General features: G+C 61.8%; 19 protein-coding genes. 1 reads left to right on the plus strand and 18 read right to left on the minus strand.

The window, feature by feature from the left end:
- Positions 1–3: 3 nt before the first annotated feature.
- The 12 genes from C0V82_RS16130 to C0V82_RS16185 form a co-directional block, all read right to left on the minus strand.
- Entirely contained in the window at positions 4–1,275 is a 1,272-nt protein-coding gene (locus C0V82_RS16130; RefSeq protein ID WP_158659981.1) for a phage portal protein, read from the minus strand.
- A complete protein-coding gene (locus C0V82_RS16135; protein ID WP_102113511.1) occupies positions 1,275–1,481 on the minus strand; it encodes a hypothetical protein in 207 nt (68 codons plus the stop codon). The genes C0V82_RS16130 and C0V82_RS16135 overlap by 1 nt, the downstream gene beginning before the upstream one ends.
- Positions 1,481–3,253 carry a terminase large subunit gene (locus C0V82_RS16140; protein WP_199772571.1) on the minus strand — a complete coding sequence of 591 codons (1,773 nt, stop codon included), beginning with the start codon at positions 3,251–3,253 and terminating at the stop codon, positions 1,481–1,483. Before C0V82_RS16140 ends, C0V82_RS16135 begins: the two co-directional genes overlap by 1 nt.
- The gene (locus C0V82_RS16145) at positions 3,253–3,744 is read right to left on the minus strand and encodes a phage terminase small subunit P27 family (RefSeq protein WP_158659982.1); all 492 of its coding nucleotides are present in this window, start codon (positions 3,742–3,744) and stop codon (positions 3,253–3,255) included. Before C0V82_RS16145 ends, C0V82_RS16140 begins: the two co-directional genes overlap by 1 nt.
- Before the next feature lie 139 nt (positions 3,745–3,883).
- A complete protein-coding gene (locus tag C0V82_RS27955) occupies positions 3,884–4,192 on the minus strand; it encodes an HNH endonuclease (RefSeq protein ID WP_370466049.1) in 309 nt (102 codons plus the stop codon).
- A 142-nt stretch (positions 4,193–4,334) separates the two neighbouring features.
- Positions 4,335–4,568, minus strand: a complete 234-nt coding sequence (locus tag C0V82_RS16155) for a hypothetical protein (protein WP_102113514.1) — start codon at positions 4,566–4,568, stop codon at positions 4,335–4,337.
- Positions 4,569–5,269: 701 nt separating this feature from the next.
- The gene (locus C0V82_RS16160; protein WP_102113515.1) at positions 5,270–6,223 is read right to left on the minus strand and encodes a hypothetical protein; all 954 of its coding nucleotides are present in this window, start codon (positions 6,221–6,223) and stop codon (positions 5,270–5,272) included.
- Positions 6,220–6,435 carry a hypothetical protein gene (locus tag C0V82_RS16165; RefSeq protein WP_102113516.1) on the minus strand — a complete coding sequence of 72 codons (216 nt, stop codon included), beginning with the start codon at positions 6,433–6,435 and terminating at the stop codon, positions 6,220–6,222. Before C0V82_RS16165 ends, C0V82_RS16160 begins: the two co-directional genes overlap by 4 nt.
- The gene (locus C0V82_RS16170; RefSeq protein ID WP_102113517.1) at positions 6,422–6,859 is read right to left on the minus strand and encodes a hypothetical protein; all 438 of its coding nucleotides are present in this window, start codon (positions 6,857–6,859) and stop codon (positions 6,422–6,424) included. Before C0V82_RS16170 ends, C0V82_RS16165 begins: the two co-directional genes overlap by 14 nt.
- Positions 6,856–7,857 (minus strand): YdaU family protein, encoded by a 1,002-nt coding sequence (locus C0V82_RS16175; protein WP_102113518.1) that lies wholly within the window; start codon positions 7,855–7,857, stop codon positions 6,856–6,858. Before C0V82_RS16175 ends, C0V82_RS16170 begins: the two co-directional genes overlap by 4 nt.
- A 7-nt stretch (positions 7,858–7,864) precedes the next feature.
- The gene (locus tag C0V82_RS16180; protein ID WP_102113519.1) at positions 7,865–8,092 is read right to left on the minus strand and encodes a hypothetical protein; all 228 of its coding nucleotides are present in this window, start codon (positions 8,090–8,092) and stop codon (positions 7,865–7,867) included.
- A gap of 1 nt (position 8,093) precedes the next feature.
- Positions 8,094–8,531, minus strand: coding sequence for a hypothetical protein (locus C0V82_RS16185; RefSeq protein WP_102113520.1), 438 nt, complete (start codon positions 8,529–8,531; stop codon positions 8,094–8,096).
- Between the two features lie 239 nt (positions 8,532–8,770).
- On the opposite strand from C0V82_RS16185, the gene C0V82_RS16190 reads away from it, so the two are divergent.
- Complete coding sequence (locus C0V82_RS16190) at positions 8,771–9,157, plus strand: hypothetical protein (protein ID WP_102113521.1); 387 nt, start codon at positions 8,771–8,773, stop codon at positions 9,155–9,157.
- Between the two features lie 50 nt (positions 9,158–9,207).
- Here C0V82_RS16190 and C0V82_RS16195 read toward each other — a convergent pair whose 3' ends face one another.
- From C0V82_RS16195 to C0V82_RS16220, 6 genes are read right to left on the minus strand one after another with little or no spacing between them, the layout of a single operon-like run.
- Positions 9,208–9,789 (minus strand): MT-A70 family methyltransferase, encoded by a 582-nt coding sequence (locus C0V82_RS16195; RefSeq protein ID WP_102113522.1) that lies wholly within the window; start codon positions 9,787–9,789, stop codon positions 9,208–9,210.
- The gene (locus C0V82_RS16200; RefSeq protein ID WP_102113523.1) at positions 9,786–10,598 is read right to left on the minus strand and encodes a hypothetical protein; all 813 of its coding nucleotides are present in this window, start codon (positions 10,596–10,598) and stop codon (positions 9,786–9,788) included. The genes C0V82_RS16195 and C0V82_RS16200 overlap by 4 nt, the downstream gene beginning before the upstream one ends.
- On the minus strand, positions 10,595–11,317 hold the full coding sequence (locus C0V82_RS16205; protein ID WP_102113524.1) for a hypothetical protein: 723 nt from the start codon (positions 11,315–11,317) through the stop codon (positions 10,595–10,597). The genes C0V82_RS16200 and C0V82_RS16205 overlap by 4 nt, the downstream gene beginning before the upstream one ends.
- Complete coding sequence (locus tag C0V82_RS16210) at positions 11,314–11,805, minus strand: VRR-NUC domain-containing protein (RefSeq protein ID WP_102113525.1); 492 nt, start codon at positions 11,803–11,805, stop codon at positions 11,314–11,316. The genes C0V82_RS16205 and C0V82_RS16210 overlap by 4 nt, the downstream gene beginning before the upstream one ends.
- Positions 11,802–12,044 (minus strand): helix-turn-helix transcriptional regulator, encoded by a 243-nt coding sequence (locus tag C0V82_RS16215; protein WP_158659983.1) that lies wholly within the window; start codon positions 12,042–12,044, stop codon positions 11,802–11,804. The genes C0V82_RS16210 and C0V82_RS16215 overlap by 4 nt, the downstream gene beginning before the upstream one ends.
- 2 nt (positions 12,045–12,046) lie before the next feature.
- Entirely contained in the window at positions 12,047–12,310 is a 264-nt protein-coding gene (locus C0V82_RS16220; protein WP_102113527.1) for a DUF2312 domain-containing protein, read from the minus strand.
- Positions 12,311–12,318 lie beyond the last annotated feature (8 nt).

Here is a 12,318-nt window from a genome sequence, read left to right on the forward strand (position 1 = left end):
TCCTCAGCGTTCCTGCTTGTCCTTGGGCTCAGGCCCATCATCCCTAGAGGTGTCCGTCCCTGCCGGCGCCATGTTGATTGGCGTCAGGTAGGTCTTGCCCTTGCCCTCCGGCAGCGGGTTCATGCTTTCCCAGGCCAGAATGTCATCTGCGCTCAGCCACCCCCACTGACGCCCGATCGCGTAGGCCCTGTAGCGATTCAGCATGTCGCCGCGCTTCAGGTCATCCAGGTCGATCTCAACGAAATATTCCTGGCGCTCGTCGGTCGTCAGGCAGGACGTCTCGACCGCCGTCTCCAGACCGCGGGCCAGGGCCGAAACGGGGCCGGTGACATAGTCGATACCCTGGTGTTCGATATTAGAGAACGTGGCTCGATCCAGAATCCCGATCTTGTGTGGCGGCACCCCGAATATCTGGGCACAGGCAGTAGCCTGCTCCTTCCGCAGCTCGACAAGTTGGCTGTCGGAATTGTTGAAGCTGAATTCCTTCAGCTTCATCCCCAGTTCCAGGATGGCGATCCGGAAGGCATTGTCCACGCCACCGTAGGTGCGCTCCAGGCCGGCCCGAATACGTGCGGCAGTCGTATCGTCCGGAAATTTGTTGTCCATCTCGATCACGGCACTCGGCCTAGCCCCGTTCTTGAAGAACTTGGCAGCGAACCGCTCGGTGGCGATGCAGAGCGCCAGCATCTCTTTGTGCTGGGCGATGGGCGACACGCCCAGGATGCCGCCATTTACCGCTCCATCCGACGATGCGCGATACGGCACGTGCAGAACATCCTGCCAGGATAGGCCCCGCTCTCCAGATGGGCCCGCAATATCGAAAAACGGCTCCCCCTCATCCGTCCAGCGCTGTGTAGTGCTGCCTGGCTGAAGCAGCGTGAGCCGGGATATAACGCCTTCGGCGGATCGCTTCGCACGGCTGTAGGCATTGCCGCGTGTCAAGGCGTTGTGGATCAGCGTCCGGCGCCACTGGAACGAACTGAGCCACGGCGCCGGCCAACCCGACAGCATCGCGTGCAACGGGTGGTCCTTGGCGACCTCGCTCCCGGTCGGCAGCCGCCGATGCAGCGAGATTGGCACCTTGGCGAGGTCGTCCGCCAGGACCTGCACAGCCGCCGCGACACCCGGCACCTGCAAGGCATCGCTCACGGACACGCGAATGCCGGTTTCCGTGATGATCCCGCCAAACAGGTCCGTCAACCAGCCGCTCGGATCCGACGTGCCAGAGGTCTCGGACGCCGCCGGCGCGCCCATGACGCCGCTGATCCAGCCCATCACTTCTTCTCCCGAAGAAGCCATGCCATCACCGGCAGCGCGTAGAGCAGAAGTCCGGCCAGGATGAAGCCAGCGGCCGGGAGCAACAGGCCGGCGCCGATGCCCGACAGAGCAATACCGGCAAGGGCCATACCCAAGCGGGCCAGTTCCTGCTTTTCGGCGTCTGGCAACCCAGGCTGGGGCGCCTCCTGCGACGATTCCTGCATCACCAGACCTTCAGTTCGAAATCTCTTGGCATTGTGTTGTCCTCTTCGCCAGCCATTGCCTTTCCCAGCGCGCTGATCAGCGCGACTGGGCCGTCGATCTTCTTCTCGGCAGTCTCTTTGTTGGGGTAGACGTTGCCCTTCTTGTCGGGCTTCGACACCACGTTGGACATCATCCACGTCATGACCGGGCACCCGTCATGGACCCACTGTCGGGCCCTCACGAAGGCGTCCAATTGCTTCATCGGCTCGCTGAAGTTTAGCACCAGCGGGCGATATTCCTGGACTGGCACGCCCACCTTCTGCAATCGGGTGACCAGATACGTTGCCTGGTGAGGGTCGTAGACGACGAACTGCAGTTTGAACCGGCTGGCGAGGTCGAGGATGTCTTCCTCGATCAGCTCGAAGTCGATGATGTTGCCGTCAGTGACCCGTAGGAACCCATCAGCCCGCCACGCCTGATAATGCTCGTTCTCCGGCAGATCGACCGTCGCCTCAGGCAGATAGTGGATGCCGAACGAGATGTGCGGCCCACCCTCTTCCTCCGGAAGGATCAGTATCTTTAGCGAAGCGATATCAATCTTCGATGCCAGGTCGAGGCCGACGATGATCCGCCGCCCCTCATAATCGTCGAGACAGATGTTGACCCTGGCGCAATCGGCCCAGGCCCTCATGTCGAAATAGCCACTGAGCGCATTGACCCAGCAATTCAGGTGCTTGGTCAGGAACCGGCCACGGGCCCTGGCGCTGTTCACCGCCTCCCGCTGGCGGGCCAGCAGGAAATCTTCCAGCACCGACACGCCGAAATTCGGGTTGGCCTTCCTCAGGATGGCCGGATTTGCCCAGTCATCCCCATCGTCGATCGTGTAGACGATGCCGAACTTCTCATCATCCTGGATCGCACCATCCAGGATTTTACAGATAGTCCCCCTCATGTCGTAGCAGGGGCCGGCGATGTTATCGCCCGCCGTGGTGATGATGATCGCCATGGGCTGCGCCCGAGCGCCCATGCCCGTGACCATGGTGTCGAGCTGCGCCGACGTGGCGTGTTCGTGGTATTCGTCCGTGATCGAACAGGATGGCGAAGCTCCGTCGCCCGGCTTACCGATCACTGGCTCGAATTTGGATTCATTGCTCTTAATGTGCAGGTTGGCGGCGTTGACCTTCACTCCGAAGCGCGCCCGAAGCTTGGGCGAGCGCTCCACCATCAGTTTCGCCGGGCGGAACACCTCCCAAGCCTGCTTTTCGATTGTGGCGCCGGAATAGACCTCCGCACCCTCCTCGCCATCGGCGCAGAACATATAGAGGCCGATGCCCGCGGCGATGATGCTTTTGCCGTTCTTACGCGGCACCTCGACATACATCAGCCGGTACCGTCGCGTGCCGTCCGACCGCCTGAGCCAGCCGAACGGCACCCCAATCACGAAGCACTGCCACGGCTCCAGGGTGATCAGGTGCGCCCTGGGATTTGCCGGGTCCTTTTTCGCCCATTTGCCCTTGGTGTGGGGCAGCAGGGAAATGAACCGGCAGATTTTTTCCGCTTTCACGGGGCTGAACTCGTATGCGAAGCCCTCCCGCTTCGCCCGCTCAAGATCGTCCAAGTGCCGCTGGCTGGCCAACTTTACCCATTTGCAGGCCGGAACACCGCCTTTGACCACATCGCGCGCATAGGCCAGGGCCTTGTCGTAATGGGGCGTGGCTATTGGCCCAGCTTGCTGCCCAGCACCAGCGCCGGACTGTCGGTGCCGGGCAGGGTTGCGGTTAGGCTGAGCCATCAGAAGTCGTCGAACGGGTTCCTGTCGTCAGGGGCACCGCCGGCCACGCGAGACCGGTCGGCCGGGTTATTCCCAAACTTCGCCGACCACATCGCCACACGTCGGTCGGCATCGGCGATATCCGCCAGCTCTGGTCGGGCCCGCCGCATCGGGCCGCCCTTGCCGAATGTCCAGTAATAGCGCTCGCCGGCCTCGGCCAGGACCAACTCCTCCTGCTCGCCGGTCGCCGGGTTCTTTGAGCGAAGGATCAGAGGCAGCGATAGACTTTCCCTCGCGGCCCTGGCGTCCGCGTAGGCCTCGCAATAACCCTCCAGGGCGACGCCGTCGGCTTCTGTGAGAACACCCATCTGCTCAAGCAAGGGCGCCACATAGTTCCACACGTCACGGGCTTTGGTCGAAATCCAGTCCGGTGGCAGCGGAATGCCCTCTTCCGGCCTGGGCGCGAGAGGGTTCATCCGGCAAGGCTGTGCCGTGCCGGCCAACTGCTTCATCGCGTCTGGCTTTCTCGGGCGACCCATCTTTCACCCCAGATACCTTTTTCCTCGGTTTTGCACGCGTACAAATTTCATTCCGATCCGGTGGAGGGCCCTATAGCTGGCAGGGATTTATACCCCCCACCCCCTTGGGCACTCACCCCCGCCGCCCATGTCGTCGATTGTCGCAGGCAGGGCACAGCGTTCGGAGGTTGGAAAGCTCGTCACTTCCACCCTCTCGCCTAGGATCAATATGATCGACAATCAGCCTGCCACCGCGCCCATTGTTTGGCGTTCTACAGGGCCGGTCTGGCAATCCGACACACTGGAAACCGTCGCGCTGCTTTGCCTTGCTTCGGAGCGCCTTCCAAATGGCTGATCCATAGAATGGATCATGAGCCTGAGGCTGTTTAGCCGGAGCTGGCTTCCAGCCAGGCGGACGAAAGGTATCAGGGCGCTGCGGCATAACGAACCCAAACAGCAAAAAGCCCGCTTGGGTTTCCCCGGCGGGCTGTGACGCAGGCACAATTAAGGCTTCGTATTGAATAGTGCAGGTTAACTGGCGCGCTGTCAATATCCTTTTGATAAGAAAGCACTGTGGGGTGCAGTCATGGCTCTCTGGCGCTTGGCCGTCTGCGCTCCCTGTCGCTAGGCTTCAGCATGTCTTCAAGCAGGGACCTGTCATTTCTGTAGCGCTGCTCCAGGCTGGCTTTGAAGGAAAGCGCCTGCAGGATGTTTGGATACGACGATGCGCGCGCACCGTTCACCCACACAACGTACATGGTCTTGCCGTCCACGACCTCTTCTAGCACCCGTATATCCGGCATCACTTGGACATTCATGTGGTTCCCCTCGTGGTTATTGGCCGCTCTGGACAGCCATATGAACAGCCTACGAAGGGAACCCGCAAACAGCGAAAACAAAAATCAAGACCAACTCGGGTCGCTTTAAGTGACCTGACGGAAGTTGGTATGGTCGCAATGCTGTTGCATAACAAATTGTCCACACTCGATGGTCAGCGCAGAAACACACTGTTTTTATTGTGAATATGGGCAGCTAAGTGCCGTTGACGGTTTTGATTGTAATAGGACTCATCCTATGTAACGTTTTCGCTGTCAGAATAGCAGGTAGGGGTGGTTCATGAAACGCCTGATACTTCCATGCATTTTGCTCGCTTCGTTATGCGCAACATCACAGTCTTATGGTCAAGACAGCCCAATACCTGTGCAGGGAATTGGCAATGTGAGGTGCATTGTCGTCATAAACAATTCCAGCGCATTCGAGCCAACATCGCCATACATACAGTGGGCACTAGGCTTTGTTAGCGGGGCCCATGCTAGCGTATTGGAAATTGCACTGGCAGATGGTGCAGTGATTGACCAGCAGACCGCAGACCAAGCCGCAATTGCCGCCTCAAGGATAGCAAGGCGGGGCGAAACAAGAATTTCAATCGACGTGCGGGATAAGTGCGAAAAAGACCCATCCCTTAAACTAGCGGATGCGGTGAAGTCTGCTATGGAAGATTGGTTTGATTAGCGCACCTTCAGTGATCAATTTGCATCGGCCACGCCCAATCGACAATTTCCTTCTCACGCCGGGTGGCTATGCCGTAAAGCGTGGGCGAACAAGGTTTGACGTCAATCTTTAAGCCCACGCCTTGCATCTCCGTGCCAAACAGCATACGCATCTCAAGTTGGCGGTGGACCGCAACTACGCCACCGACGAAGGACGCATAAGCCTCATGTCGTCCGATAATCTCCACTGCTGATACAGTCTGGGCTATCGGACAGAATGGAACCAGCACTTCAGCCTGCACGGCCACTTGGCCTCGCACCCGTCCTGTCCCAACATCGCGCATAACAACCTGTTTGGCTTGACGTTTTGCTGTAACTGGTCGCGGGTCAACTCGGTAGGTCCATTTGACCTCTGTTCCACCATGCCCACGGTTGTTCTCGTACCGCGTCACTGTCCGCTGTTGTGAATCGGTCTCCCGTTCTAGGGCTTTGATTTCGTCTGGACGAAGTTTGGGCGGATCACAAGACATCCAGTATTTGTCGATCCGCGGACCTGGGCGGCCGGGTCCGCGTCGCATTACAGGTTCAAACCGGGGCTGCGCCTTGGGGTCTGGTACAGCCGGCAGCAGCATCGCCTCTGCAGCATGCCACACCGCCTCTCTCTGATGCGGCGGAAGCATGCTGACAGCGGCATGCACCACTACTGCATCGATATGGTATGGGCATGCTGGTCCGTCCTGCATCTCTAGGGCGAATAGAACGTCACTCCAACGGGAGACAGACCACAGCCGCCCCCGGACCTGCTGAGCGCCGTATGTCCAACGCAGTAAATCCCACATCGTCCTCGGCGTCCTGCTTGTATCCTCCGGCCTGCGGCGTGCCGACTTCCGGGCAGCGATACCAAGCGCAAGGTCGAGGCGCGCCGACATGCGCTTCGCTTCATCATCCAGGTTCGATCGATCAGTGATCATGAAACTCATCATCCCCCCATTTCCCGGCTGTACCAGTCCAGTAGCGGCATTGCGAAGCCCTGGGCCTTGAAGGCCTGGCTGCGCGTGTCGATCACAATCAACCCTTGGCCATAGGCGCGCCGGCGCAGCACCTCCAGCTCAACAGGCGGCACCGCCACCGGCCCGGTCGGGAACCGGGACCGCAGGTCGCCAGACCGGGCCACCGGCCCCTTATGCCGGGACATGGTCGCGCCCTCCCTGCACCGGCCTATATTCCGGACAACCACGCTCCGTCAGATGCCGGTAAAGTTGCCATGGCGTCAGGATCCGGGCGACCCGGATGCCCAAGACGCGCTTGGCCACAGAAACGCAGGTCAGCGGCGCCAGCGGCAAGCCGATCGGGACTTCACTCGCGCCCCTGACCTGGGCACTGACCACGCGGTGCCCGCATAGCGTGAACCAACTGGCGAGGTTGGTTTCAGGGTCCATGGGATGGAACTCCACCTCCATTCGGGTCGACAGCGGATCGATCGTCACCCACCCTCCGACCACGCGCTGCGCAATGAACACATGGCGAAAACCGCGCTTCAGGATGCGCAGCCAGGCGATCTGCGTCTCGTTGCAGAAGACCAGCAGCACCGTGCCGACCTCTGCCTTAACCCCGCTCATTGCACCATCTCCGCGTTGAGATATTTCGCCGGCACCCGGCAACCCGGCTCGCCAGGGGCGGGCCCGAACAGATCGTCGCTCCAGAACTTGTTGCGCCGCCACCCGCTCATCCGCGCCTGCCATTTGGCGTCTTCGGGGTCGCTGCCGGTCACCGCACCGGCCATCTGCGCGGGCTTAGGCACCAGCAGCGGGGTGGCGGCGCTGGTCATGTCCTCGGTCAGGCTGTCGGTCAGATAGCCCAGGGCTTTCGGCGGCGTCCGGCCGGCGCGGCGCATCCGGTCAAACACCCGCCCCGCCACACGGCGGACCTGTTCGGGCGTCACCCCGGCATCGACCCACCGGCTGGCCGTGCGGTCATCGCCCGGCACCACCACCCGCACCGTATCCGGCCCCCAGGCGGTAAGGATCGCGGCGTCAAAGGCCTGGATGAGTGCATCTGCCGGCGATGGCTCCTCCGCCGACAACGCGACCGATGGCCCGCCGCCCCGGTCAGGTCCTGAAATTTCCTCGCGCCCGCTCGCGTCTTCAGCAGCAGTAATATTCTGATATCTGGATTCTGAAACCCGCCCGCGATGCAATAGCCGATTTTCCTTTAAGTCATTGATATCGGCTAAGTCATGGCCATTTTCAGGGATTTCTTGCGGTGTTTTCGCGGCGTTTTCAGCGCGCTTTCGATGGCTTTTCGCGGCACTTTCGGCAAAGGCCTCACCTTCGGCCTGATTGGGGGCCAGTTCGGCCTCCGCCCGCTCGTCGCTGATCCTGCCGTCCGGCGTGCGGTACAGGCGACCGGCAGCAAGCAACTGATCGCGAAGCGCCCGCCACTTGCGGACGGAACAGCCGCAGAATCGCGCGATATAGCCCTCATCGTCATCGACCGGGCCACCATGCAGGTAGATCAGGTCGATGACGACATTGTAGGCGCCCTTTTCTTCCAGGGTGAGTTTCATCATCCCGGTCAGGGCATCCTTGGGGTTTCGCTTGTACCAGGGACGAGCCATCTTGCCCTCAGCGCGGAATATCGTAACCTGTCTCGCATACGAGATGCTGAAACGGATCAACCGGTGGCATCGGCGGGCGGTGCGGCCCCACCACTTGCACCGCTTTCAGAATGATGAATTCCTGGTCTGGCTTGGCCTTGGCCAGTCGTTCAACCTCCGCCGATACGGTATGCCAGTCGTCATACCGACCAAAGCGCGGGCCACCCCCTTCCAGAATCACATAGAAGAGGCCCATGTCACGCCTCCGACGCAGGAACAAATCGAACAGGGCCATCAACGAAAATCGCGCCGGAAATAGTCTTTCCCTTGCCAAACGTCTCCGACCAAGCATCGCTGATCATCTCAACCTGCCGCTGATGCTGGGCCTGGATTTCCTCCGCGATGGCGTCAAGGCGCGACAGCATGTCGACGGCGCGGGCATCCAGCCCGTATCGGCTCCACCCCCATTGCGTATACAGGTCGTAAGCGATCAGAAAGCCGTTACAGTCTTTCCGTTGCGCCCGCACTGATACTATCGGCTCGGCCAAGTTGCTGGTGTCGCCCTGATTAACGGGCGGCGGAAGAATGCCCCAATCCATCATGCCCTTGACCACGATCCGGGCCGCCTGCGTGACGAACAGCGGGTCGATCTTGTTGGGGGCGGCGCTGCCGCCCCCGTCCTTCACGGATGCCATGATGATCCTCCTGGCAGCGCTCTATCGCGCTGCGTGAAGCGTTTCGTGTCGATGTCATAGGTCGGGTTGCCGGCCAGGATTTGGCTGACGGCCATGCCTGCGGTGGCGAGGGTCACGGCTGGGCTTTGGTCAGTCCGTGGACAGGCCATGACGCCGCTGTTACGATCCTTCGAGCAATTGAACAACCATGCCGCGCAGCCAACCGGCACGCAGGCACCAGCACGGGGCGGGAAAGCAGCATGCGCAATGTTTCGGTTGGCCTGATCTGCCTTGGCGTGCTTCTGATCCTGGGTGGCTGGATCGTCAGTCCCAGCGAGCCCTACAGCACGACGGTCACGCTGCACCGTCTGTTCACGAAACTGTCTCTGATCCTGACAGGCGGCTTTGCCTGCGTCACCGGGGCGGTGACCTTGCTGGTATCGGATCGGGCCGCCACTCAGCCCACGCCGATGGCTCCGCCCGCCGCAACTTTGATCGGCACTGAAATGCAGAACCCCGACAGACCGACAGCCACACAGGCGCAGGCCAAACCGGGCGGCATGCACGAGTCCGACAAACTGATGGGAATCACCGTCCTCGCGCTGGTGTTGTTGGGGCTGGCCGCAGCCCTTTTCACGCGGGGTTAACGCCCGTGTGGGCGTCTGTGTTTCTGGGTGGAGATAGGCAATCGGCCGGGTCATGCCGCCACCCCATCAAACTTCCCGGCCTCAGCGCCCCAGCAGTCCCAGCCCGGACGGCCTTCCCGGCTGAACAGATCGGCCTTGGCCGTGCCCGGAAGGGCGCGGTCCAGCATCTGGCGCATTTCTTCCGTCTTGCGGCTATGCTCGCGGCGCTGGGCCAGGATCAGGTTGCGTTCGGTCCTGCGCCATCCCAGCGGCATCCGCCCCCGCTTGGCGATGATGAACGGCTCACAGGCGTCGCGGGCCACATAGCCCGTGCCAAAGCAGGGCAGGCCCTCAACCGTGATCTTGGCCCAGGACCCTCCGCTGGACGGCTCAAACCCCCAGGCACGCACCAGATCGACATGCGCGCCGATGGCCACCAGCGGCCAGGTACACCACAGGATCAGGATGGCCCCATCCCGGTGCGCCAGATCGGCCACGGGCAGCGCCTTGATATCGTCCATGGTCATGCAGCCATAATGCTGGCTGGCGCTCTTGCCCTGCCCCTTGTCGGAATAGGTGTCAAAGCTCCAGGGCGGGTCCGCCAGGATTACGCGATATCCGCCCAGCGTCATTGGGTGGAGGGGATGGGTCATGCGGCCTCTCCCGCATCGGTCGCCGCACCCTGGGCCGCGCCTTGGGCCGCGGGCGCAAACGCCGTCAGGGCCGCCTGAATATCGGCATTCATGCCCGTCAACTGTTGCGAAAGCCGGGCCAGCCCGTCATAGGTGCGGGTAACGCCCGACCGCAGAACCACGGCGACGGCCCGAACCACATCTTCATTGCTGAAGAATGTTAGGTCGGGATGGATGGCCTGCAGCTTCTGCTTGATCTGTCGCCACTCGCGCAGTTCGTAACCCGCTTCGCTTCTGGCCGCCTGAACCGCCCGCTCGGTATTGGCGCGCTCCGCTTCCTGTGCATCCTGGCGGGCCTTGTTCAACAGGCTGGCAAGGCTGTCCTTGTCCATGGGCCGTGCAGCGGCGCGCACCATGGCCGCCATGAAAGTGCGATCCAGCGGTGCTGCCGGGGTTTGCATGGGCTGCTTGCGGGTGAACAGCTTGTCACCCTTCAGTTCAATCAGGCCCCATGCCGTCGGCAATTCATCAACCGGCACCACGCCGGCGGGTGCGACGATGCTGAACAGGTCCAGATACCGCGCCAGTTCCTCTGCCTTTGCCGGCTCTTTCAACTCGCGACGCCAGTCGGCCCGCGACACCTTGATTTCCAGACCATGCAGGGTCAGGCCCCGCGACGGCCACAGGCTCATGCAGACGCAGTCCAGATGGCGGCGGGCATTATGGCCGGTGGCGGCCGCCACCTCCCAACCCAGGGCATACTCGCTTTCGGGATAGGTGCGACGGATTGCGGCCCTTATGTCGGCGGCGGTGACAGGTGCGGCGGTCATGCCGGCACCTCGGGTGCGGGCATGATGGCGAAGTGCTTCTCCACGTTCGACGTGCTGAGTGCGTGCCCAGCTTCCCAGAGGTCGTGCTTGTCGACCCAAGCAGTGATGATGCGGTGCAGGTCGGCCTGCAGAGTGTCGTCGGAGGCAAGGGCCTCGAAAATCTCGTCGGACAGATCGTGCTTGCGCGGGTCACTCACCGCCACCTGGGTGGCAAGAATGGGGTCGCCAGCACGGACAATCGCCGCTGAGATCGCGGCGCGGCACTGCGCGTCCATATCCTCATGATCAGCAATCCAGGCCCGGGTAAATGCCTCGGACAGTTCCCCCTCAAAGTCGGCGTCTTGATTGCAGTCGGCCAAGTATGCCGTCAGGTGGTCGAACACCTCGCCGCCGTTGATCAGGGCATCAGCCGCCGCTTCGTTCAACTCGCCATGAACGTGCATGCGAATGCGCCTTACCTCGCCGACCTCAAAGCTGTCGTCGTCGCCGTGATATTCGCGGGCGGCTTTGAGCGCGGCATCGCGCGTCGGAAAGTCGATCTCCCAGACGCCCCCATGCGTTGAGAAGCCGAACATGGGTTTCGCCGTTGCCACGGCTGGCGCGACCTCCACCACCGGCACGGCAGCGGGCGCAGGCGGCGCAGGGATAAAGGCCATCGCTGCAACAGAAGCGGCCCCGCCAAGAAATGCGCGTCGGGATACCTGTGCGTCGTGCGTCATCCCATAACCCTCCCCGTCATCGGCACCTTGAAGGACCGCAACACATTCTCAACCTCGGCCACGGAACGGCAGGTAGCCACCCAGCAGCCGGCCACGCGCAGCGCTTCCTGCGTGACTTTCTGCGCCTGGCTCAGCTGCCCCCGCTTCGTACCGGCTTCGTCATCGGCGTCGGTCTTCAGCTCGATCCAAAGGACACGGGCGCGGTCGATCACCAGGATGTCCGGCACCCCAGCTTTCAGGCCCATGGCCTTGAGTTGGCCCCCACGCGCCTTGCCGCCACCGCCGGCCGGAAACGCCGTCCAGAAGGTGCGCGGATCGGTCAGCACCAGGGTCAGGAACTCGGCCACGGCCTTTTGCAGATCCTGCTCCGGTGCCCGGCGCGGACGCGGCGCGCGGCCCGCACGGCGGATCGTATTCGCGGCCTCGCGCTGCATCTGCTGGATCAGCGCGGCGGCGTTGCGGGCCAGGGTCGATGGCTGGGGCTTCATGTGGCTTGACCCCCAGCCTTGGCAGGTTCAACCGGCGACAAAACAGCACAAAGGTCCAGCACACGGGCCCAGCGACACAGCTGCTCCAGATCGGGCGCGGTATGAGCGCTTTCCCATGAATGCACCGTGCGCTCCGATACGCCGATCAGGGCCGCAACTTCTTTCTGGCTGCGCCCGGCTTCTGCCCGCGCGCGCCGCAGCTTGCCCAGAATGGTGAGGCTGTCCTTATCCGCGCCCATGGTCATTCGATCCCCAGCGCGGCCTTGTACAGCTCCAGCAGGCTGTCCATTTCCTGCCGGTCTTCCTTTTCCATCGCGCGGATGCGGATGATCTGGCGCATGACCTTGGTGTCAAACCCGGTACCCTTGGCCTCGGCATAAATGTCTTTGATATCGTCCTGGATACCCTTCTTCTCCTCCTCCAGGCGCTCAATACGCTCCACAAAGGACCGGAGACGGTCAGCGGCAATGCCGCCCACATCCTGACTGGTTGCTGCATCGCTCATAGTGCGAT

Source organism: Niveispirillum cyanobacteriorum, from assembly GCF_002868735.1.
Classification (GTDB): Bacteria; Pseudomonadota; Alphaproteobacteria; order Azospirillales; family Azospirillaceae; genus Niveispirillum; species Niveispirillum cyanobacteriorum.

Bases quoted from the DNA above. Each gene is read 5' to 3' on its own strand.
- C0V82_RS16190 (WP_102113521.1), top strand. From the start codon at position 8,771: ATGCGCAATGTTTCGGTTGGCCTGATCTGCCTTGGCGTGCTTCTGATC.
- C0V82_RS16175 (WP_102113518.1), bottom strand. From the start codon at position 7,857: ATGGCTCGTCCCTGGTACAAGCGAAACCCCAAGGATGCCCTGACCGGG.
- C0V82_RS16210 (WP_102113525.1), bottom strand. From the start codon at position 11,805: ATGAAGCCCCAGCCATCGACCCTGGCCCGCAACGCCGCCGCGCTGATC.
- C0V82_RS16195 (WP_102113522.1), bottom strand. From the start codon at position 9,789: ATGACCCATCCCCTCCACCCAATGACGCTGGGCGGATATCGCGTAATC.
- C0V82_RS16215 (WP_158659983.1), bottom strand. From the start codon at position 12,044: ATGGGCGCGGATAAGGACAGCCTCACCATTCTGGGCAAGCTGCGGCGC.
- C0V82_RS16200 (WP_102113523.1), bottom strand. From the start codon at position 10,598: ATGACCGCCGCACCTGTCACCGCCGCCGACATAAGGGCCGCAATCCGT.
- C0V82_RS16220 (WP_102113527.1), bottom strand. From the start codon at position 12,310: ATGAGCGATGCAGCAACCAGTCAGGATGTGGGCGGCATTGCCGCTGAC.
- C0V82_RS16135 (WP_102113511.1), bottom strand. From the start codon at position 1,481: ATGCAGGAATCGTCGCAGGAGGCGCCCCAGCCTGGGTTGCCAGACGCC.
- C0V82_RS16170 (WP_102113517.1), bottom strand. From the start codon at position 6,859: ATGAGCGGGGTTAAGGCAGAGGTCGGCACGGTGCTGCTGGTCTTCTGC.
- C0V82_RS27955 (WP_370466049.1), bottom strand. From the start codon at position 4,192: ATGCCGCAGCGCCCTGATACCTTTCGTCCGCCTGGCTGGAAGCCAGCT.
- C0V82_RS16145 (WP_158659982.1), bottom strand. From the start codon at position 3,744: ATGAAGCAGTTGGCCGGCACGGCACAGCCTTGCCGGATGAACCCTCTC.
- C0V82_RS16180 (WP_102113519.1), bottom strand. From the start codon at position 8,092: ATGGGCCTCTTCTATGTGATTCTGGAAGGGGGTGGCCCGCGCTTTGGT.
- C0V82_RS16165 (WP_102113516.1), bottom strand. From the start codon at position 6,435: ATGTCCCGGCATAAGGGGCCGGTGGCCCGGTCTGGCGACCTGCGGTCC.
- C0V82_RS16155 (WP_102113514.1), bottom strand. From the start codon at position 4,568: ATGAATGTCCAAGTGATGCCGGATATACGGGTGCTAGAAGAGGTCGTG.
- C0V82_RS16130 (WP_158659981.1), bottom strand. From the start codon at position 1,275: ATGGGCTGGATCAGCGGCGTCATGGGCGCGCCGGCGGCGTCCGAGACC.
- C0V82_RS16140 (WP_199772571.1), bottom strand. From the start codon at position 3,253: ATGGCTCAGCCTAACCGCAACCCTGCCCGGCACCGACAGTCCGGCGCT.
- C0V82_RS16185 (WP_102113520.1), bottom strand. From the start codon at position 8,531: ATGGCATCCGTGAAGGACGGGGGCGGCAGCGCCGCCCCCAACAAGATC.
- C0V82_RS16160 (WP_102113515.1), bottom strand. From the start codon at position 6,223: ATGATGAGTTTCATGATCACTGATCGATCGAACCTGGATGATGAAGCG.
- C0V82_RS16205 (WP_102113524.1), bottom strand. From the start codon at position 11,317: ATGACGCACGACGCACAGGTATCCCGACGCGCATTTCTTGGCGGGGCC.